Genomic DNA, 18,728 nt, shown 5'->3' on the forward strand with positions numbered 1-18,728 from the left:
ATAGGGGCATGGCAGGAGAATTTTTCTCTCAAGTTGATTGCCTTCGCCGCCAGACGCAGATAAATATTCTGTACAAACACAAGAAACAGGTGAATTTGTCTCATGCGCAAACTGGATCGCACGGATATCGGCATTCTCAACAGCCTTCAGGAAAACGCCCGGATCACCAACGCCGAGCTGGCCCGTTCGGTGAACCTGTCGCCCACGCCCTGTTTCAACCGGGTCAAGGCCATGGAGGAGCTGGGGGTGATCCGCCAGCAGGTGACCCTGCTGTCGCCCGAGGTGCTGGGGCTGGACGTCAACGTGTTCATCCACGTGAGCCTGGAGAAGCAGGTGGAGCAGTCGCTGCATCGCTTCGAGGAAGAGATTGCCGAGCGGCCGGAGGTGATGGAGTGTTACCTGATGACCGGTGACCCGGACTACCTGTTGCGCGTGTTGCTGCCCAGCATCCAGGCGCTGGAGCGTTTTCTCGACTACCTGACGCGCCTGCCTGGGGTGGCCAACATCCGCTCCAGCTTTGCCCTCAAGCAGGTGCGTTACAAGACCGCCTTGCCGTTGCCGGCCAATGGCATGACCTTGCGCGAGTGAGCGGGGGCAGTGTCAGCCCCTTCCCACAAGTTTCTCGCGAGATCAATCCCCCGCTGTTCATAAATTGCTACGGAAACCTTCCGGGCTGCTTGATATTTTCAACGCCCAGCGCCTATGGTTGTGCCTGTCGCCGTTCACGGCATACGAAAACAATAAGGACAGTGTCATGACGACCAATGACCAGCGCTCGTTCGCCGAGCGCTTGACGGGCATTGACGAGATCGAGTGCATAACCCCCGACCTCAATGGCATCCCTCGCGGCAAGGTAATGACCGCCGAGGGTTTCCTCGAGGGCCGGCGCCTGCAGATGGCGCGAGGGGTATTGCTGCAGTGCATCATGGGCGGCTACCCGCCGGCCAGGTTCTATGGCAGCGACGACGGCGACCTGGCCCTGGTGGCCGATCCTGCGCAGGTCCACCGCCTACCCTGGAGCGACGAGCCGCGGGCGCTGGCCATCTGCGACGCGGTCGAGTTGGACGGCGCGCCATCGCGGCTGTCCAGCCGTGGTCAGCTCAAGGCGGTGATCGCCCGCTACGCGGCCAAGGGGCTGGCGCCGGTGGTCGCCACCGAGCTTGAGTTCTTCGTCTTCGCGCCCAACCCGGACCCCACCCAGCCCTTCCTGCCGCCGCAGGGCCTGGACGGCCGCCGCGAACTGGGGCACTCGGCCTTCAGCGTCAGCTCCAACAACGGCCTGCGCCCCTTCTTCAACGAGGTGTACCGGTGCATGGCGGCCCTTGGTTTGCCGCGCGATACCTTCATGCACGAGATGGGCGTCAGCCAGTTCGAGATCAACCTGCTGCACGGCGACCCGCTGTTGCTGGCCGACCAGACGTTCCTGTTCAAGCACCTGCTCAAGGAGGTGGCGCTCAAGCATGGCCTGACCGTGGTATGCATGGCCAAGCCGCTGGCCCACACGCCGGGCAGTTCGATGCACCTGCACCAGAGCCTGGTGCAGCTCGACACGGGGCGCAATGTGTTCAGCGACGCGCAGGGCCAGCCGACCGAGACGTTCCATCACTTCATCGGCGGCCTGCAGGCCTGCATGGCCGACTTCACCGCGCTGTTCGCGCCCAACGTCAACGCCTACCAGCGCCTGTGCCACCCGTACGCCTCGCCGAACAATGCCTGCTGGTCGCACGACAACCGTGCCGCAGGCTTGCGCATCCCGGCCAGTTCGGCGGCGGCGCGACGGGTCGAGAACCGCCTGCCAGGCGCCGACGCCAATCCTTACCTGGCCATTGCCGCCAGCCTTGCCGCCGGCCTGCACGGCATCGAACAGCGCTTGCAGCCGGAACCGGCCATCCAGGGCGAGTTCGCAGTGCCTGACCACCTCAGCCTGCCCTGCACCTTGCATGCGGCCCTGGAGCGCCTCAAGCGCAGCGCCCTGGCCCGGGAGCTGTTCGGCGAGGAATTCATCGATGGCTACGTCGCCACCAAGTCCCTGGAGCTGACCGACTTCCTCGATGAGATCACGCCCTGGGAGCGACGCGTGCTGGCGGCACAGGCCTGATCGCGACACAACCGGCACTGGACGCGCCCCCGGCGATTTTTTTCCGCGCCGGGGGCCTGCACCACCCTGGATTTCCCCTTATGCTTGCCCTGCAGTGGCCATGCAGGCCACCCGTCTTCTCCACCTGACCAGGGAGCCCACCGGGACGCATGCGCCAGATCTGGAAGTCTTTTCGTTCGCTGTATTTCGCCGCCCTGATGATGCTGATCGGTTCGGGCCTGCTCAGTACTTACCTGGCCTTGCGCCTGGCTGCCGACAACGTGGACAGCCTCTGGGTCGGTGCCTTGATGGCGGCCAACTATTTCGGTCTGGCGGTGGGGGGCAAGATCGGCCACCGCCTGATTGGCCGGGTCGGGCATATCCGGGCCTACGCCACCTGTGCCGGCATCGTCGGCGCCGCCGTGTTGGGCCATGGCCTGACGAGCTGGCTGCCGGCCTGGGTGGGCCTGCGGATGGTCGTCGGCCTGGGGATGATGTGCCAGTACATGGTCATCGAGAGTTGGCTCAACGAGCAGGCCGATGCCAAGCAGCGTGGCGCGGTGTTCGGCGGCTACATGATCGCGTCCTACCTGGGGCTGGTGCTCGGGCAACTGATATTGGTGATACACCCGCAGCTCGGCCCCGAGCTGTTGATGCTGGTCGCCATGTGCTTCGCCCTGTGCCTGGTGCCGGTGGCCATGACCCGGCGGATCCACCCGGCGCCGCTGCGCCCGGCGCCGATGGAACCGAAGTTTTTCATCAAGCGCGTGCCCCAGTCGCTTTCCACGGTGCTCGGCGCGGGCCTGATCGTCGGCTCGTTCTATGGCCTGGCGCCGCTGTACGCGGCCAACCAGGGGCTCTCCACCGAGCAGGTCGGCCTGTTCATGGGTAGCTGCATCTTCGCTGGTCTGGTGGTGCAGTGGCCGCTGGGCTGGCTGTCGGACCGCTACGACCGCGCGGTGCTGATCCGCAGCGTGGCAGTGGGCCTGGCGCTGGCCGCGTTGCCGCTGGCGGTGCTGCCCAGTGTGCCGCTGGAGCTGCTGTTCGCCGTGGGCTTCCTGATCTCGTTGCTGCAGTTCTGCCTTTATCCGCTGGCGGTGGCGTTTTCCAACGACCACGTCGAGGGCGAGCGGCGGGTTTCCCTGACGGCGATGCTGCTGGTCACCTATGGCGTGGGCGCCTGTATCGGCCCTCTGGCGGCGGGGGTGTTGATGAAGCTGCTGGGGGCGCAGATGCTCTATGCCTTTTTTCTGTTCTTCGCCCTGGTGCTGGTCTGGCGTATCCGGCCGAAGGCGGTCACCGGGTTGCACCAGGTGCAGGATGCGCCGCTGGGTCACGTGGCCATGCCGGCGGCGGGTTCGCCATTGTCGGCGGCGCTCGACCCGCGGGTCGATGAGCAGACGGTGCAGGAGGTGATGCAGGCGCCGGTGGCGGCGGAGGACACCGAGGAAGAGGAGGAGCCTGGGGAGGATATGGCGCAGACGGAGGTCAACAGGACAGTTTGAGGTGGGGCGTGATGCGGCCTTAGCTACAGCGCACCCAAACAAAAACGCCACCCGGGCAGGTTAATGCTGTTCACTTAAGTCTGATGTGACATCGATTGGGGCTGCTTTGCAGCCCTTCGCGGGCAAGCCCGCTCCCACAGGATCGTGCATTTGCAGCGTACTTGTGAGAGCGGGCTTGCCCGCGAAGGGCCGCAAGGCGGCCCCAATTGCTTAAGTGAACAGCATTAACCCGGGCAGGTGGCGTTTTGCTCAGCGTACAAGCCTCAATAATCGTCCTTGTCGAACCGCCGCGCTTCGCGCTGCAACTGGTACACGAAGCTCTCGACCTTGCGCTGCATCTGCCCGTTGAGGTTGTGGAAGCGCACCCCGGCGAAGGTGGTGTTGAAACGCTCCTCGAAATGCAGGTGGCGCAGCTCCACCATGACCTGCGACATGCCCAGTGGGCCACTGGCGCCGAAGCGCTCATAGACCTGGCCCAACTGCAGGCGTTCGCCAACGTTACCGTCGAAACGCAACTTGCAGCCGGTGGCGGAGATGTCCAGCAGCTTGCCGCGCAGGGCGCCGTTGCCCTTGAGCTTGTCACCGTCGAGCACCACGTCGACCAATTGCGACAGCTTGAGCGCGGCCCGGAAGGCGTTGCGCCGCTGGTGGTAGGTCACCTCGGTGGGCAGGGGGCCACGGTAGCAGCGGTGGCCGTCGATTTCGCCGATGCGCAGCGGGGTGTCGCATTCCCAGGCGATGCGTACACCCTCATGGAAGCCTTCGACGCGGAACGGTTCGCCGTTCTCTATGTATTTCTCGCCATCACGCGGGATCATTTCGTCCAGCGCCAGGGTATTGCCGTCACGGTCCACCTGAACCACGTAGCTCTGGAAGCGTTGGCTACGTTCATGGAAGGTGATGATCAGCGGATCGTGGCTATCCAGCAGCTGGCGCAGGTTGGCTGCGATCTCCAAAGGAGTGGTGAGCACCTTTGGCGGCTGGGGAGCATCGGACTCATTGAACACGGGTTATCAATCTCCAGGCAAAAACGACACACGCAAGTAACGGCATTTTGCCAGTATGTTCCGTGCCTTGATAGAAATAATCACACTTGGCTGAGCGCCCGGGGCTTGGCCAGTGGCGAGGTGGCGCCACGGCTGTCGTAGAGCGACGGAGAATCGCCGCCCATGAGGATCCTGATCTGGTTGGCCGTGGCGTGCTGCTGCACCTGGATGATCCGCCCGTTGGTCTCGTTGACCTTCTGGCAGGCATCCATCAGTTGGCTGAGCACGTCGAGCTGCTGCAGCAACACCGCGCCGTTGGGCGATTGCGCGGCCAGTGCCTGCACGCCGGCACGATCGGCGCTCAGGCCGAGGCTGGTGAGCAGGTGGTTGCGCCGCTGCCCTTGCTGTTCGAGCAAGGCGATCAACGACTGCTTGCGTGCCAGGATGTGCTCCAGCATCGCCATGTCCCGGCCGTGCAGGGCGACCGCTTCGTTCTGGAGCAGTTCGAGCAGTTGCTGGGTTGGCGCGATGTCGTTTTCGATCAGTTGCAGCAGGGTGATGTCGTGCATGGCTGGCTCTTGGCGTGTGGCGTCCTTGAAGTCAGCGCGCCGGAAGGTCAGCGCTGGGCTTCGAATTCAAGCAGTTTGCTGGCGACCCGGCCGGCATCGACCTGGTAGCTGCCGTCTGCGATCGCCTGTTTCAACTGGGCCACGCGGGCACTGTTGACCTCGGGCTGGTCGCGCAGCTTGTCGCTGATCTTCTGCAACTGCTGGGCCTCTTGGCTGAGGTGTACCGCTTCTCCGCTGACGCTGGAGCGCTTGGGCGCTTCGCTGGTTTCGCCGGCTTTCTCGGCGTTGCCGGCCGCGGTGTTGCCGCGAACGCCGCCCGTGACGGACGGAGAGTTATTCAAACGACTGAAGTCGATGACCATGATCAGAAACCTCTGGGGATTTGGACGCTTGCCATGTTTTCGGCCAACCCGAAAGAAACTTTAGCCGCGAATGCATCGCTGCCCGTCGGCAAGCTCGCACGACCCGTTTTCTGACACAGTTTAGGAAAAGCGGTTCCGCGCCGCCAGCCTTATATCCCCGGCGGTCGGGGCTGCCTTGCAGCCCATCGCCCCCCAATGACAGTTGAAACCGCTACATGGCCACCTCGACCTGCCCCGGCCCGGTCACCCGTGCCTTCACCACGCGCTTGGAGTTCAGGTTGCGCACCCGGATCTGTTCGGACAGGCCGCCCTTGGCCAATGCTTCGCCCGGCATGCGCACGCTCAGGCTGCCGCTGCGGGCGACGATCACGACATGGTCGCCCTTGCGCACCACCTCGGCCTGCTCCAGATGCTGCGGCGTGAGCACCTGGTCGAGCACGGCCGGGCGCAGCAGCTTCATGCCCACGGCCTGCTCCAGGTCGCTGAGGAAACCCTGGTTGAGCGTACCCACGTCGCGCTCGCGCAGGGCCACGTCGTCCTCGCCGATGACGCTTTCGCGCTTGAGCGGACGGGTCATCACCACCACGTCGCGAAACAGCCGCACCTGAGCTGGCACGAACACCGTCCACGGCCCGCTGCCGTTGCAGCGCAGCCGCACCGTGACCCGGCCCAGCGGCTGCGCCGGGCTCTCCAGCGAAGCGTCAAGTTGCTGGCTGCACAGCGGCATGCGCAGGCGCGGGTCGAGCGAGTTGACCTGGATCTCGTAGCGGCCTGGTGTCTGGCTGGTGGCCAGGTAGTCCTCCACGGCGAATTCAAGAAACCCTTGTGTGACGCCGATAAGTTGTTCAGGCAAGGTAAACGCATCCGCCAGCGTGCGGGCGCCGGGTGCCAGCAGGCACAGCGCGGCCAGCGAGCCGGTCAGCAGGTGCGTCAATCGTCGGGAAAATGTCGTTTTCGTGTACATGACGCTCAAAAAAGCAAAGCCTGTGCCGATCTGGTACATAGGCTGATACGTATGAAGGAGTCTGGCATGGCTGGTGTTATGGATTCGGTCAACCAGCGCACGCAACTGGTGGGGCAGAACCGCCTGGAGCTGTTGCTGTTCCGCCTCAATGGCGATCAGCTCTACGGCATCAATGTGTTCAAGGTCCGGGAGGTGCTGCAGTGCCCGGAGCTGACGCTGTTGCCCAAGTCCCACCCGGTGGTGCGCGGCGTGGCCAACATTCGCGGGGCGACCATCCCGATCCTCGACTTGTCGATGGCGACCGGCCTGCCGGCCCTGCAGGAGGAGGCGCGCAACAGCTTCGTGATCATCACCGAGTACAACACCAAGACCCAGGGCTTTCTGGTGCATTCGGTGGAGCGCATCGTCAACATGAACTGGGAGGAGATCCACCCGCCACCCAAGGGCACTGGCCGCGACCACTACCTGACCGCCGTCACCCGGGTGGACGAGCGTATGGTGGAGATCATCGACGTGGAGAAGATCCTCGCCGAGGTCGCGCCTTCCTCCGAGGCGGTGTCGGCTGGGGTGATCGACGCCGAGGTGCAGGACAAGGCGGTGCTGCTGCGGGTGCTCACGGTCGATGACTCGTCCGTGGCGCGCAAGCAGGTCAGCCGCTGCCTGCAGACCGTCGGTGTCGAGGTGGTGGCGCTCAACGACGGGCGCCAGGCGCTGGACTACCTGCGCAAGCTGGTGGACGAGGGCAAGCGTCCGGAGGAAGAGTTCCTGATGATGATCTCCGACATCGAAATGCCCGAGATGGATGGTTATACCCTCACTGCGGAGATTCGCAGCGATCCGCGCATGCAAAACCTGCACATCCTCCTGCATACTTCCCTGTCGGGGGTATTCAACCAGGCCATGGTCAAGAAGGTCGGCGCCGATGACTTCCTGGCCAAGTTCAAGCCGGATGACCTGGCCCAGCGAGTGGTCGACCGGATCAAGGCGACGCATTGAAACGGCCGGGGCGTGCCCCGGCCTCAGCGATTGAAAAGAGGCGGTAGCCGTGTCTACGGGTAATTTGGATTTCGAACAGTTCCGGGTCTTCCTGGAGAAAGCCTGTGGCATCCTGCTGGGCGAGAATAAGCAGTACCTGGTCTCCAGCCGTCTCAACAAGCTGATGGAGCAGCAGGGCATCAAGACGCTCGGCGAGCTGGTGCAGCGCATCCAGACCCAGCCGCGCGGCGGCCTGCGCGAGCAGGTGGTCGATGCCATGACGACCAACGAGACCCTCTGGTTCCGCGATACCTACCCGTTCGAGGTGCTCAAGAGCAAGGTCATCCCGGAGTTCGTGCGCGGCAACCCGGGTCAGCGCTTGCGCATCTGGTCGGCGGCGTGTTCGTCGGGGCAAGAGCCGTACTCGCTGTCGATGGCCATCGACGAGTTCGAGCGCAGCAACCTCGGCCAACTGAAGATGGGCGCGCAGATCGTCGCTACCGACTTGTCCGGGGCCATGCTGAACAACTGCAAGACCGGCGAGTACGACAGCCTGGCCATCGCCCGCGGCCTGTCCCAGGAGCGCCTGCAGCGCTATTTCGACCCCAGGGGGGCTGGGCGCTGGGCGGTCAAGCCGGCGATCCGCAGCCGGGTCGAGTTCCGCTCCTTCAACCTGCTCGACAGCTATGCCAGCCTGGGCAAGTTCGACGTCGTGTTCTGCCGCAACGTGCTGATCTACTTCTCGGCCCAGGTCAAGAAGGACATCCTCATGCGTATTCACGGCACGCTCAAGCCGGGGGGCTACCTGTTCCTGGGGGCGTCCGAGGCGCTCAACGGGTTGCCGGACCATTACCAGATGGTCCAGTGCAGCCCGGGGATCATCTACCAGGCCAAGTAAAGGGCGGGGTCGCTGTGCGGCCCCGGCTTCATTTCATCCCCCCATTGCCGCTTTGCTGACGCCAAGCGGTAAGGCATTGCCGCTTTTCTGGCATTGCCGCCCCCGGCAAACGGCCCGGAGTGCCGGATTCATTGGGTCGTGCATGTTGGCACAGACCTTGCTCAAGCTTGCTCACGATTCTTCCGGTCACCTTCGAAGGTTTCCCCGACATGAGCATCAGTTTCGACAAGGCGCTCGGCATCCATGAAAAGGCCCTGGGCTTTCGCGCCCAGCGCGCCGAAGTCCTGGCCAACAACATCGCCAACGCCGACACGCCCAACTACAAGGCGCGCGACATGGATTTCTCTTCGGTGCTCGCCGCCGAGGCCGAGAAGCAGCAGGGCGGCCGCATCGCCCTGGACCGTACCAACACCCGGCACATCGAGGCCCAAGGCCTGGCCATGGGCGACGATACCCTCAAGTACCGCACGCCGATGCAGCCTTCGATCGACCAGAACACCGTGGACGCGCAGATCGAGCAGTCGAACTACGCGGAAAACGCCATCGGCTTCCAGGCCAGCTTCACCCTGCTCAACAGTAAATTCAAAGGGCTGGTTTCGGCCCTGCGTGGAGAGTGACCATGTCCCTTGCCAGTGTCTTCAACATTGCCGGTAGCGGCATGAGCGCGCAGAACACGCGCTTGAACACCGTCGCCTCGAACATCGCCAACGCCGAGACCGTGTCCTCGAGCATCGACCAGACCTACCGCGCACGCCACCCGGTGTTCGCCACCACCTTCCAGCAAGCGCAGAACGGCGCTGGCCAGTCGCTGTTCCAGGACCAGGGCGAGGCCGGCCAGGGCGTGCAGGTGATGGGTATCGTCGAGGACCAGAGCAACCTCGAGGCACGCTACGAGCCCAATCACCCGGCGGCGAACAAGGACGGCTACGTCTACTACCCGAACGTCAACGTGGTCGAGGAGATGGCCGACATGATCTCCGCCAGCCGTGCGTTCCAGACCAACGCCGAGCTGATGAACACCGCCAAGACCATGATGCAGAAAGTGCTGACCCTGGGTCAGTGATAAGGAATCCCGACCATGGCAGTCGATAGCACAGGTGTGAACCTCAACGATGTTCTCTCGGCGTCGGGCGTGAGCACCGGCACCAAGAAGACCACGCCCGAGAACACCGACAAGAATGCGCTGGGCAAGGATGCGTTCCTGCAGTTGCTCGTGACCCAGATGCAGCACCAGAACCCGCTGGACCCGCAGGACAACGGCGAGTTCATCGCCCAGCTGGCGCAGTTCAGCAGCCTGGAAGGCATCACCACGCTCAACGACACGGTCAACTCGATCGCCGGTGCCCTGGGCTCGTCCCAGGCTCTGCAGGCGTCATCGCTGGTCGGGCGTTCGGTGGTGGTGCAGAACGACAAGGCGGTGGTCGATACCGCCGAGAGCTTCAACGGCCAGATCGTCGTTCCGCAAGCGATCGGCGAAGCGAAGATCACCATCAAGGACAAGGACGGCAACGTGGTCAAGACCATCGAGCTGGGCGAGCAGAAGGCTGGCTACGCCGACTTCATCTGGGATGGCACCAACGAGAAGGGCGAAAAGGTCGATCCGGGCACCTACAGCTTCTCCGCCACCACCACCGTGGATGGCAAGGCGGTGGAGATGTACACGCTGCTGCCGGCCAAGGTCACCAGCGTCAGCATCAACCCGAGCGGCGAGATGATGCTCAACCTTGCAGGGCTCGGGAAGGTTCCCCTGTCCAGTGTGCAAACCATCGGTATCTAAGGCCGGTTTAACGCGGCACAAGGAGCGAATTCATGTCTTTCAATATCGGCCTTAGCGGTCTGTACGCAGCCAACAAGCAGTTGGACGTCACCGGCAACAACATCGCCAACGTCAACACCATTGGTTTCAAGTCGTCCCGTGCCGAGTTCGCCGATGTCTACGCCGGCGCCAACCGCCTGGGCGTGGGCAAGAACCAGGTTGGCAACGGTGTGCGCCTGGGGGCTGTCTCCCAGCAGTTCGGCCAGGGTGACATCAACAACACCGGCAACGTGCTGGACATGGGCATCCAGGGCCAGGGCTTCTTCGTCCTGTCCGACAACGGCTCGCTGGTCTACACCCGTGCCGGTGCCTTCCAGACCAGCAAGGACAACTACGTGGTCACCTCGGACGGCCTGCGCCTGCAGGGCTACGCCGCCGACTCGACCGGCAAGATCCAGAAGGGCGTGCTGACCGACCTGAAGATCGATACCTCGGCACTGGCACCCAAGGCCACCACCCTGATCGACCAGGGGATCAACCTGAACTCCTCGGCCACCGACATCCCGCTGGAAGTGGATGACGGCACCGGCACCATGATCCCGAACAAACCGTTCGACCCGGCTGACGAGACCACCTACACCAAGTCGTTCCCGACCAAGGTGTACGACAGCCAGGGCAACGAGCACACGATGGAGCAGTTCTATCGCAAGACCGGCACCAACGAGTGGACCATGTACACCCTGGTCGATGGGCGCAACCCCTTCGACCCTGCGAGCACCGCACCGCTGACCGGCACCATCAGCTTCAACAGCGACGGTTCGGTCAAGAGCATGACGGCTGACAGCACCGGCCTGCCGCCAGGCTCCTCCTTCACCGTGGCCAACAACACCTTCACCATGAGTGGCTGGATCCCGGCGGTGCAGGATGCGTCCGGTAACTGGATCTCCAACGGTGCCGAGGGCAATGCCGACGGCATGCGCCTGTCGATGAACAGCACCACCTCGTACAACACCGAGACCGCACGCATGTCGCAGTCCCAGGACGGCTATGCCACTGGTATCTTGTCGAGCTTGTCGATCGACTCCACCGGTGTGCTGTTCGCCAGCTTCAGCAACCAGCAGTCCCGTGCCATCGGCCAGGTTGCCGTCGCCAGCTTCGCCAACGAACAGGGCCTGCAGCAGATCGGCGGTACCCGCTGGACGGAAACCTTCGCTTCGGGCATCCCGGGCATCGACGCGCCGAAGACCGGTACCCTGGGGAGCGTCGAGTCCAACTCGCTGGAGGCGTCCAACGTCAACCTGACCCAGGAACTGGTCGAGCTGATCAAGGCACAGAGCTACTACCAGGCCAATGCCAAGACCATTTCCACCGAAAGTACCGTCATGCAGACCATTATCCAGATGACCTGACGGTCGCTGGTTGGTTGAACCTGCACGAACCCCTTTCCCGAGAAGGGGTTCGTCGTTTTCGAGGGTGTCATGAAAAGACTGATCGTTGCGCTCGCCGCGCTGTTCTGCCTGTTTCAGGCCCAGGCTGCCATGGCGCCCTGGTGGCGCTGGGAAAGCCAGGTCGATGGTCGCCTGGTGTGCTCCCAGTGGTCGCCGGGGGAGGGCTGGAAGCGTTTTGCCGGGCCTTACAACAACGCCGGTTGCCGTGAGCGCTGATGCTGTGTCTGGGGCTGCTTTGCATGGCGCAGGATTTGTGAGCGCCGCGGACCCTGTGGGAGCGGGCTTGCCCGCGAATAGGCCGGCACAGCCTGCGCAAAGGCAATACCCTGGTCTGCCGCCTCGTTGCCACCTGCGGCAATGAGGCGCCGGATATCCGGCGGCAGCCCTTGCCAAGCACTCGAAAAAAGCCCGTATCCACGGGCTTTTTCGCGTTTCAGTAAAGTTGGTTCGGAACTTGCTTTAGTGCCTGCACAGCAGCGGCGAGCGGCAACCGGTCGCCAGTGCAGCGGAGGATGACTGTGGACAAGATGCTTTACGTGGCCATGACCGGCGCCAGCCAGAACGCGCTGGCGCAGAAGGCCCACGCCAACAACCTGGCGAACATTTCCACCAACGGTTTCCAGCGTGACCTGGAGCAGGCGCGCTCGATGCCGGTGTTCGGCGACAGCTTTCCGGCGCGGGCCTTCGCCATGACCGAGCGTCCGGCCACCGACTTCAGCGCCGGCCCCATGGTCGAGACCGGGCGTGAGCTGGACGTGGCCGTCAGCGGCGACGGTTTCATCGCCGTGCAGGCACCGGACGGCAGCGAAGCCTACGTGCGCACCGGCAGCCTGAACATCGACGCCCTGGGCGTGCTGCGTGCCGGCAACGGCATGCCGGTGATCGGCAACGGCGGCCCCATCGCCATTCCGCCGGAGCAGAAGGTGGAGGTCGGCGAAGACGGCACCATCAGCATCCGCGCCATGGGCGAGGACCCGCGGGTGATGGCCGAGGTCGACCGGATCAAGCTGGTCAACCCCGACACCCGTGGCCTGGTCAAGGGCCCGGACGGGCTCATCCACACCAAGAGCGGCCAGCCAGCCGACGCCGATGTGAACGTCAAGGTGGTGTCGGGCTTCCTGGAGGGGAGCAATGTCAATGCCGTCGAGGAAATGACCTCGGTGCTGGCGCTGTCCCGCCAGTTCGAGCTGCACGTCAAGATGATGAACACGGCCAAGGAAGGCGACGAAGCCATGGCTCGGGTTTTGCAAATCGGCTAATCACATTTGAACGGGTGCCGTAAAACAGGCGCACGAGGAGAACACTGAATGCTTCCGGCTCTTTGGGTCGCTAAAACCGGCCTGTCCGCCCAGGACACCAACCTGACGGTCATTTCCAACAACCTGGCCAACGTCTCGACCACCGGCTTCAAGCGCGATCGCGCCGAGTTCCAGGACCTGTTGTACCAGGTCAAGCGCCAGCCGGGCGCGCAGTCCACACAGGACAGCGAACTGCCGTCGGGCCTGCAGGTCGGTACCGGCGTGCGCATCGTCGGCACCCAGAAGAACTTCCAGACCGGCAGCCTGCAGACCACCGAGAACCCGCTGGACATGGCGGTCAACGGCCGTGGCTTCTTCCAGGTGCTGCAACCGGACGGCACCGTGTCGTACACCCGTGACGGCACCTTCCACCTGAACTCCGACGGCCAGATCGTCACCGCCAACGGTTTCGCCCTGGAGCCTGCGATCGTCGTGCCGCCGGATGCCCAGACCTTCACCGTCGGCCAGGACGGCACCGTGTCGATCACCACCGCCGGCAACCCGGCCGCGCAGATCATCGGCAACATCCAGACCGCCGACTTCATCAACCCGGCTGGCCTGCAGGCGATCGGCAACAACCTGTTCCTCGAGACCGCCGCCAGCGGCGCGCCGCAGATCGGCACCCCGGGCCTGAACGGCTTCGGCACCACCCAGCAGCAGACCCTGGAGAACTCCAACGTCAGCACCGTGGAAGAGCTGGTGAACATGATCACCACCCAGCGCGCCTACGAGATGAACTCCAAGGTCATCTCCACCGCCGACCAGATGCTCTCGTTCGTCACCCAGCAGCTGTAAGCCCTAAGCCTGTTACACCCGTGAGGTAAGCGTCATGAATCGTCTGTTGTCCGTCTTCGCCCTGGGGGGCGCGGTGTTGCTGGCCGGTTGCGTCGCACCGACGCCCAAGCCCAACGACCCGTACTATGCGCCGGTCCTGCCGCGTACCCCGTTGCCGGCGGCGGCCAACAACGGTTCGATCTACCAGGCCGGTTTCGAGCAGAACCTGTACTCCGATCGCAAGGCGTTCCGGGTGGGTGACATCATCACCATCACCCTCAACGAGCGCACCTCGGCGAGCAAGAACGCCGGCTCGCAGATCCAGAAGGACAGCAACGCCAACATCGGCCTGACCTCGCTGTTCGGCGCCACGCCGAACACCAACAACCCGTTCGGCGGTGGCGACCTGTCGCTCAACGCCGGCTACAGCGGCGAGCGCGCCACCAAGGGCGACAGCAAGGCCACCCAGGGCAACACCCTGACCGGCTCGATCACCGTCACCGTGGCCGAGGTGCTGCCCAACGGCATTATCGCCGTGCGCGGGGAAAAATGGATGACCCTGAACACCGGCGAGGAGCTGGTGCGCATCGCCGGGCTGGTCCGTGCCGACGACATCGCCACCGACAACACCGTGCCCTCGACCCGCGTGGCCGATGCGCGCATCACCTACTCGGGCACCGGCTCGTTCGCCGATGCCAGCCAGCCCGGTTGGCTGGACCGCTTCTTCCTCAGCCCGCTTTGGCCTTTCTGAGTCCGGATGACCATGTTCAACGTAAGGCAGCTGATTGCCGCAACCCTTCTCTTGTCCTGTGCGTTCGGCGCCCACGCCGAGCGCCTGAAGGACATCGCCAGCATTTCTGGCGTGCGCACCAACCAGCTGATCGGCTATGGCCTGGTGGTGGGGTTGAACGGCACGGGTGACCAGACCACCCAGACCCCCTTCACCCTGCAGACCTTCAACAACATGCTCTCGCAGTTCGGCATCAAGGTGCCGGCCGGCTCCGGCAACGTACAGCTGAAGAACGTCGCCGCGGTGTCGGTGCATGCCGATCTGCCGGCTTTCGCCAAGCCGGGCCAGGTGGTGGACATCACCGTGTCGTCGATCGGCAACTCCAAGAGCCTGCGCGGCGGCAGCCTGCTGATGACCCCGCTCAAGGGGATCGACGGCAACGTCTATGCCATCGCCCAGGGCAACCTGGTGGTCGGCGGCTTCGACGCCGAGGGGCGCGACGGCTCGCGGATCACGGTCAATGTCCCGTCGGCCGGGCGCATCCCTGGCGGCGCCACGGTCGAGCGCGCGGTGCCGAGCGGCTTCAGCCAGGGCAACAGCCTGACCCTGAACCTCAACCGCCCGGACTTCACCACCGCCAAGCGCATCGTCGACAAGGTCAACGAGCTGCTCGGCCCGGGCGTGGCCCAGGCCGTGGACGGCGGCTCGGTGCGGGTCACCGCACCCATGGACCCAAGCCAGCGGGTGGACTACCTGTCGATCCTCGAGAACCTGGAGATCGACCCGGGCCAGGCCGTGGCCAAGGTCATCATCAACTCGCGCACCGGCACCATCGTCATCGGCCAGAACGTCAAGGTCTCGCCGGCGGCAGTGACCCACGGCAGCCTGACCGTGACCATCACCGAAGACCCGATCGTCAGCCAGCCGGGGCCGTTCTCCAATGGCCAGACCGCCGTGGTGCCGCGTTCGCGGGTCAATGCCGAGCAGGAAGCCAAGCCGATGTTCAAGTTCGGCCCGGGCACCACGCTGGATGAGATCGTCCGCGCGGTGAACCAGGTGGGCGCGGCGCCCAGCGACCTGATGGCGATCCTCGAAGCCCTGAAGCAGGCCGGCGCCTTGCAGGCCGACCTGATCGTGATCTGAGGACGCCACGCATGAACCCCAAGAGCCTGGTTTCCAGCCCCGTCGACAGCGGCGCCTACACCGACCTCAACCGCCTGAGCTCGCTCAAGCATGGCGATCGCGACAGCGACGCCAACATACGCAAGGTGGCCCAGGAGTTCGAGTCGCTGTTCATCAGCGAGATGCTCAAGGCCTCGCGCAAGGCCAGCGACGTGCTGGCCGCCGACAACCCGATGAACACCGAGACGGTCAAGCAGTACCGCGACATGTACGACCAGCAACTGGCCGTGAGCATGTCCCGCGAGGGCGGCGGCATCGGCCTGCAGGGCGTGCTGGTGCGCCAGCTCTCGAAGAACAAGAGCGCATCGGTCAACACCAGCCCGTTCCCGCGTATCGAGGGCCATGCCCCGGCGTTGTGGGGCAGCAAGGTGGCCGCGCCGGTGCATGCCATTGAGTCGACCGCCACCCGCAACGACGTCGCCGCGCTCAACTCCCGGCGCCTGGCGTTGCCGGGCAAGCTCACCGATCGCCTGCTGGCCGGTATCGTGCCGTCGGCGAGCGCCCCTACCGCCGCTGTACCGGCCGGTGAAGGCCAGCCGGCCTCGGGCGTCGCCCAGGCTTTCGCCGCACCCGATAGCGGCCTGCGCATCCTCGGCCGCGCCGTGGCCCAACCGCCGCTGGCACCGAAGAAAGCCTTCGCCGACAGCGATGCGTTCGTCGCCACCATGCTGCCGATGGCCGAGCAGGCCGCCAAGCGCATCGGTATCGACCCACGCTACCTGGTGGCCCAGGCCGCCCTGGAAACCGGCTGGGGCAAGTCGGTCATGCGCAATGCCGACGGCACCAGCAGCCACAACCTGTTCGGCATCAAGGCCAGCGGCAACTGGCAGGGCGGGCAGGCGAGGGCGATCACCAGCGAGTTCCGTGGCGGGCAGTTCGTCAAGGAGACGGCGGCGTTCCGTTCGTACGATTCCTACCAGGACAGCTTCCACGACCTGGTGAGCCTGCTGCAGAACAATTCGCGCTATCAAGATGCGCTGAAGGCCGCCGATAAACCGGAACAGTTCGTGCGGGAACTGCAGAAGGCCGGGTACGCCACCGACCCGAACTACGCCAGCAAGATCTCGCAGATCGCAAGACAGATGAAGTCGTACGAGAGCTACGCGATGCTCGGTACCACCACGAAACTTTAAGGGCAGGAAACCATGGCGAGTTTGATCAATATTGGCATGTCGGGGCTTGGCGCCGCGCAGTCGGGGATGTACACCCTGGGTAACAACATCGCCAACGCCGATGTGGACAGTTACTCTCGCCAGCAGAACATCCAGAAGACCAAGGGCTCGCAGCAGTACGGGCAGGTGTTCATCGGCAGCGGCACGACCCTGGCCGACGTGCGCCGGGTGTACAACGCCTTCCTGGAAAACCAGCTGCGCACCACTACGTCGCTGTCCAGCGACGCCGCGTCCTACCTGAACCAGATCTCGCCGCTGGATACCGCCTTGTCGAGCAGCGACACCGGCATCACCGCCGCGCTGCAGAGCTTCTTCAGTGCCATGCAGGATGCCTCGGCCAAGCCCACCGAGGACGCCTCGCGCCAGCTTTTGCTGACCAGCGCCCAGACCCTGGCCAAGCGTTTCAATACCCTGTCGGCGCAGCTCAACCAGCAGAACAGCAACATCAACGCCAACATGGCCTCGATCGCTGACCAGGTGAACAAGCTCACCGCGACGATCGCCCAGTACAACGAGCAGATCGCGCGGATCTCGGCGGTGCAGGGCAGCCCCAACGACCTGCTCGACCAGCGTGACGGTGCCGTGCGCGAGCTGACCGCGCTGATCGGTGCCGACGTGGTGGAGCGCGACGGCAACTATGACATCTACCTGAAGAACGGCCAGGCCCTGGTGCTGGGCAAGACCACCCAGACCCTGGGCGTGGAGCCGAACGCGACCGACCCGACCCGCATGAGCCTGGTGCTCAACCGTGGCACCACCAAGATGGACATCACCAACAGCGTCACCGGCGGCGAGCTCGGTGGCCTGATTCGCTACCGCAAGGAAACCCTGGACCCGGCGCTCAACGAGCTGGGCCGCGTGGCGCTGGTGGTGGCCGATGCGATCAACAGTCAGTTGGCCCAAGGCATCGACAAGAATGGCGAGTTCGGCGCCATCCTGTTCGGCGACATCAACAGCGCCAAGGCCATCAGCGAGCGCAGCGTGCCCAAGCTGGGCAACAGCGCAGGTTCCGGCAACCTCGACGTGACCATCAAGGACACCGGCAAGCTGACCACCAACGACTACCAGGTGACTTTCACCAGCGCCACCGAGTACACCGTGCGCCGGCTGCCCGACAACACCGAAATGGGTAGCTTCGACCTCAACGACGACCCACCCCCGGTGATCGACGGCTTCACCCTGTCGCTCAATGGCGGTGGCTTGAGCGCCGGCGACAGCTTCAAGATCACCCCGACGCGCAATGCCGCGGCCAACATCGAGTCGGTGCTCACCGATCCCAAGCGACTGGCGCTGGCCTCGCCGCTGACGGGTACCAGCGGTTCGGGCAACCAGGGTACCGGGCTGATTACCCAGCCGAACCTGACTTCCGAGCTGGATATCTACGATGCGCTGCAGCGTGCCGACCTGCAGACGGGCCTCAAGTACTCCACGCCGGTCAAGCTGGTGTTCGGCGACGACAGCAGCTCGCCCCAGGCCTACACCGTGTACGACGCCAAGGGCAATGCCATCGGCAGCGGCACCATCGTTCCCGGCCAGGAAAACAAGCTGCAGATCTCGGTACCGATGGTCGACGGTAGCGGCAACCCGATCCTTGACGGCAGCGGCACGCAGAAGGCTTTCACCTTCGAGATGAACGTCTCCGGTGCGCCGAAGAACGGCGACAACTTCACCGTGTCGCTGACCGGCGCAGGCTCGGCCGACAACCGCAACGCCCAGTCGGTGATTGACCTGCAGACCAAGTCCACCGTCGACGTAGGGGCCGACGGCAAAGGCATCAGCTTCACCGACGCCTACGCCAAGCTGGTTTCCAATGTCGGTGGCAAGACCGGCCAGGCGCAGATGGACAGCAGCGCCACCGAGGCACTGCACAGCTCGGCGCTCGACAGCCGCAACTCGGTGTCGGGCGTATCGATCGACGAAGAGGTCGGCAACCTAGTCAAGTTCCAGCAGTACTACACCGCGTCGTCGCAGATCATCAAGGCGGCCCAGGAAACCTTCGCCACCTTGATCAACAGTCTTTAAGGAGCCGTAG

At 64.1% G+C, this 18,728-nt stretch carries 20 protein-coding genes; 16 read left to right on the plus strand and 4 right to left on the minus strand.

The window, feature by feature from the left end; genetic code table 11:
• Positions 1-102 precede the first annotated feature (102 nt).
• From bkdR to ABFA30_RS10040, 3 genes are all read left to right on the plus strand, one after another.
• Positions 103-588, plus strand: coding sequence for a Bkd operon transcriptional regulator BkdR (gene bkdR / locus ABFA30_RS10030; protein WP_054891915.1), 486 nt, complete (start codon positions 103-105; stop codon positions 586-588).
• A gap of 268 nt (positions 589-856) precedes the next feature.
• Entirely contained in the window at positions 857-2,098 is a 1,242-nt protein-coding gene (locus ABFA30_RS10035) for a glutamine synthetase family protein (protein ID WP_225789374.1), read from the plus strand.
• A gap of 149 nt (positions 2,099-2,247) precedes the next feature.
• A complete protein-coding gene (locus tag ABFA30_RS10040; RefSeq protein WP_410045384.1) occupies positions 2,248-3,582 on the plus strand; it encodes an MFS transporter in 1,335 nt (444 codons plus the stop codon).
• A gap of 263 nt (positions 3,583-3,845) precedes the next feature.
• Here ABFA30_RS10040 and ABFA30_RS10045 read toward each other — a convergent pair whose 3' ends face one another.
• The 4 genes from ABFA30_RS10045 to flgA all read right to left on the minus strand — a co-directional run bounded on the left by ABFA30_RS10045 (position 3,846) and on the right by flgA (position 6,463).
• A complete protein-coding gene (locus ABFA30_RS10045) occupies positions 3,846-4,589 on the minus strand; it encodes a flagellar brake protein (RefSeq protein WP_225789332.1) in 744 nt (247 codons plus the stop codon).
• 80 nt (positions 4,590-4,669) lie between these two features.
• Complete coding sequence (locus tag ABFA30_RS10050) at positions 4,670-5,137, minus strand: flagella synthesis protein FlgN (RefSeq protein ID WP_225789331.1); 468 nt, start codon at positions 5,135-5,137, stop codon at positions 4,670-4,672.
• A gap of 47 nt (positions 5,138-5,184) precedes the next feature.
• Entirely contained in the window at positions 5,185-5,499 is a 315-nt protein-coding gene (gene flgM / locus ABFA30_RS10055; RefSeq protein ID WP_225789330.1) for a flagellar biosynthesis anti-sigma factor FlgM, read from the minus strand.
• A 211-nt stretch (positions 5,500-5,710) separates the two neighbouring features.
• The gene (gene flgA, locus ABFA30_RS10060) at positions 5,711-6,463 is read right to left on the minus strand and encodes a flagellar basal body P-ring formation chaperone FlgA (RefSeq protein ID WP_253081016.1); all 753 of its coding nucleotides are present in this window, start codon (positions 6,461-6,463) and stop codon (positions 5,711-5,713) included.
• Positions 6,464-6,529: 66 nt separating this feature from the next.
• Between flgA and ABFA30_RS10065 the strand changes: the two genes are divergently transcribed.
• The 13 genes from ABFA30_RS10065 (at position 6,530) to flgK (ending at position 18,718) form a co-directional block, all read left to right on the plus strand.
• A complete protein-coding gene (locus ABFA30_RS10065; RefSeq protein WP_225789328.1) occupies positions 6,530-7,459 on the plus strand; it encodes a chemotaxis protein CheV in 930 nt (309 codons plus the stop codon).
• Positions 7,460-7,508: 49 nt separating this feature from the next.
• Positions 7,509-8,336, plus strand: a complete 828-nt coding sequence (gene cheR, locus ABFA30_RS10070) for a protein-glutamate O-methyltransferase CheR (protein WP_225789327.1) — start codon at positions 7,509-7,511, stop codon at positions 8,334-8,336.
• A gap of 209 nt (positions 8,337-8,545) precedes the next feature.
• Positions 8,546-8,953: a flagellar basal body rod protein FlgB gene (gene flgB / locus ABFA30_RS10075; RefSeq protein WP_225789326.1), complete on the plus strand. Its 408-nt coding sequence runs from the start codon at positions 8,546-8,548 to the stop codon at positions 8,951-8,953.
• A gap of 2 nt (positions 8,954-8,955) precedes the next feature.
• Positions 8,956-9,399, plus strand: coding sequence for a flagellar basal body rod protein FlgC (gene flgC / locus ABFA30_RS10080; protein WP_043210925.1), 444 nt, complete (start codon positions 8,956-8,958; stop codon positions 9,397-9,399).
• Positions 9,400-9,414: 15 nt separating this feature from the next.
• Complete coding sequence (gene flgD / locus ABFA30_RS10085; RefSeq protein ID WP_225789325.1) at positions 9,415-10,113, plus strand: flagellar hook assembly protein FlgD; 699 nt, start codon at positions 9,415-9,417, stop codon at positions 10,111-10,113.
• A 32-nt stretch (positions 10,114-10,145) separates the two neighbouring features.
• Positions 10,146-11,501: a flagellar hook protein FlgE gene (gene flgE / locus ABFA30_RS10090; RefSeq protein WP_225789324.1), complete on the plus strand. Its 1,356-nt coding sequence runs from the start codon at positions 10,146-10,148 to the stop codon at positions 11,499-11,501.
• Positions 11,502-11,570: 69 nt separating this feature from the next.
• Positions 11,571-11,756 (plus strand): hypothetical protein, encoded by a 186-nt coding sequence (locus ABFA30_RS10095; protein ID WP_410045385.1) that lies wholly within the window; start codon positions 11,571-11,573, stop codon positions 11,754-11,756.
• A 302-nt stretch (positions 11,757-12,058) separates the two neighbouring features.
• Entirely contained in the window at positions 12,059-12,799 is a 741-nt protein-coding gene (flgF, locus tag ABFA30_RS10100; RefSeq protein ID WP_225789322.1) for a flagellar basal-body rod protein FlgF, read from the plus strand.
• Positions 12,800-12,847: 48 nt separating this feature from the next.
• Entirely contained in the window at positions 12,848-13,633 is a 786-nt protein-coding gene (gene flgG / locus ABFA30_RS10105) for a flagellar basal-body rod protein FlgG (protein ID WP_225789321.1), read from the plus strand.
• 34 nt (positions 13,634-13,667) lie between these two features.
• A complete protein-coding gene (gene flgH, locus ABFA30_RS10110) occupies positions 13,668-14,363 on the plus strand; it encodes a flagellar basal body L-ring protein FlgH (RefSeq protein ID WP_225789320.1) in 696 nt (231 codons plus the stop codon).
• Between the two features lie 12 nt (positions 14,364-14,375).
• The gene (locus ABFA30_RS10115) at positions 14,376-15,485 is read left to right on the plus strand and encodes a flagellar basal body P-ring protein FlgI (RefSeq protein ID WP_410045386.1); all 1,110 of its coding nucleotides are present in this window, start codon (positions 14,376-14,378) and stop codon (positions 15,483-15,485) included.
• Between the two features lie 11 nt (positions 15,486-15,496).
• Positions 15,497-16,657 carry a flagellar assembly peptidoglycan hydrolase FlgJ gene (flgJ, locus tag ABFA30_RS10120; RefSeq protein ID WP_410045387.1) on the plus strand — a complete coding sequence of 387 codons (1,161 nt, stop codon included), beginning with the start codon at positions 15,497-15,499 and terminating at the stop codon, positions 16,655-16,657.
• 12 nt (positions 16,658-16,669) lie between these two features.
• Positions 16,670-18,718, plus strand: a complete 2,049-nt coding sequence (flgK, locus tag ABFA30_RS10125; RefSeq protein ID WP_225789317.1) for a flagellar hook-associated protein FlgK — start codon at positions 16,670-16,672, stop codon at positions 18,716-18,718.
• Positions 18,719-18,728 lie beyond the last annotated feature (10 nt).

The sequence above is a fragment of the Pseudomonas sp. HLMP genome (assembly GCF_046365545.1).
GTDB lineage: Bacteria > Pseudomonadota > Gammaproteobacteria > Pseudomonadales > Pseudomonadaceae > Aquipseudomonas > Aquipseudomonas guariconensis_B.

Excerpts from the sequence above, each read along its gene's own strand:
- bkdR (WP_054891915.1), top strand. The coding sequence starts at position 103 with ATGCGCAAACTGGATCGCACGGATATCGGCATTCTCAACAGCCTTCAG.
- ABFA30_RS10035 (WP_225789374.1), top strand. The coding sequence starts at position 857 with ATGACCGCCGAGGGTTTCCTCGAGGGCCGGCGCCTGCAGATGGCGCGA.
- ABFA30_RS10040 (WP_410045384.1), top strand. The coding sequence starts at position 2,248 with ATGCGCCAGATCTGGAAGTCTTTTCGTTCGCTGTATTTCGCCGCCCTG.
- ABFA30_RS10050 (WP_225789331.1), bottom strand. The coding sequence starts at position 5,137 with ATGCACGACATCACCCTGCTGCAACTGATCGAAAACGACATCGCGCCA.
- flgM (WP_225789330.1), bottom strand. The coding sequence starts at position 5,499 with ATGGTCATCGACTTCAGTCGTTTGAATAACTCTCCGTCCGTCACGGGC.
- flgA (WP_253081016.1), bottom strand. The coding sequence starts at position 6,463 with ATGTACACGAAAACGACATTTTCCCGACGATTGACGCACCTGCTGACC.
- ABFA30_RS10065 (WP_225789328.1), top strand. The coding sequence starts at position 6,530 with ATGGCTGGTGTTATGGATTCGGTCAACCAGCGCACGCAACTGGTGGGG.
- flgB (WP_225789326.1), top strand. The coding sequence starts at position 8,546 with ATGAGCATCAGTTTCGACAAGGCGCTCGGCATCCATGAAAAGGCCCTG.
- flgC (WP_043210925.1), top strand. The coding sequence starts at position 8,956 with ATGTCCCTTGCCAGTGTCTTCAACATTGCCGGTAGCGGCATGAGCGCG.
- flgD (WP_225789325.1), top strand. The coding sequence starts at position 9,415 with ATGGCAGTCGATAGCACAGGTGTGAACCTCAACGATGTTCTCTCGGCG.
- flgE (WP_225789324.1), top strand. The coding sequence starts at position 10,146 with ATGTCTTTCAATATCGGCCTTAGCGGTCTGTACGCAGCCAACAAGCAG.
- ABFA30_RS10095 (WP_410045385.1), top strand. The coding sequence starts at position 11,571 with ATGAAAAGACTGATCGTTGCGCTCGCCGCGCTGTTCTGCCTGTTTCAG.
- flgG (WP_225789321.1), top strand. The coding sequence starts at position 12,848 with ATGCTTCCGGCTCTTTGGGTCGCTAAAACCGGCCTGTCCGCCCAGGAC.
- flgH (WP_225789320.1), top strand. The coding sequence starts at position 13,668 with ATGAATCGTCTGTTGTCCGTCTTCGCCCTGGGGGGCGCGGTGTTGCTG.
- ABFA30_RS10115 (WP_410045386.1), top strand. The coding sequence starts at position 14,376 with ATGTTCAACGTAAGGCAGCTGATTGCCGCAACCCTTCTCTTGTCCTGT.
- flgJ (WP_410045387.1), top strand. The coding sequence starts at position 15,497 with ATGAACCCCAAGAGCCTGGTTTCCAGCCCCGTCGACAGCGGCGCCTAC.
- flgK (WP_225789317.1), top strand. The coding sequence starts at position 16,670 with ATGGCGAGTTTGATCAATATTGGCATGTCGGGGCTTGGCGCCGCGCAG.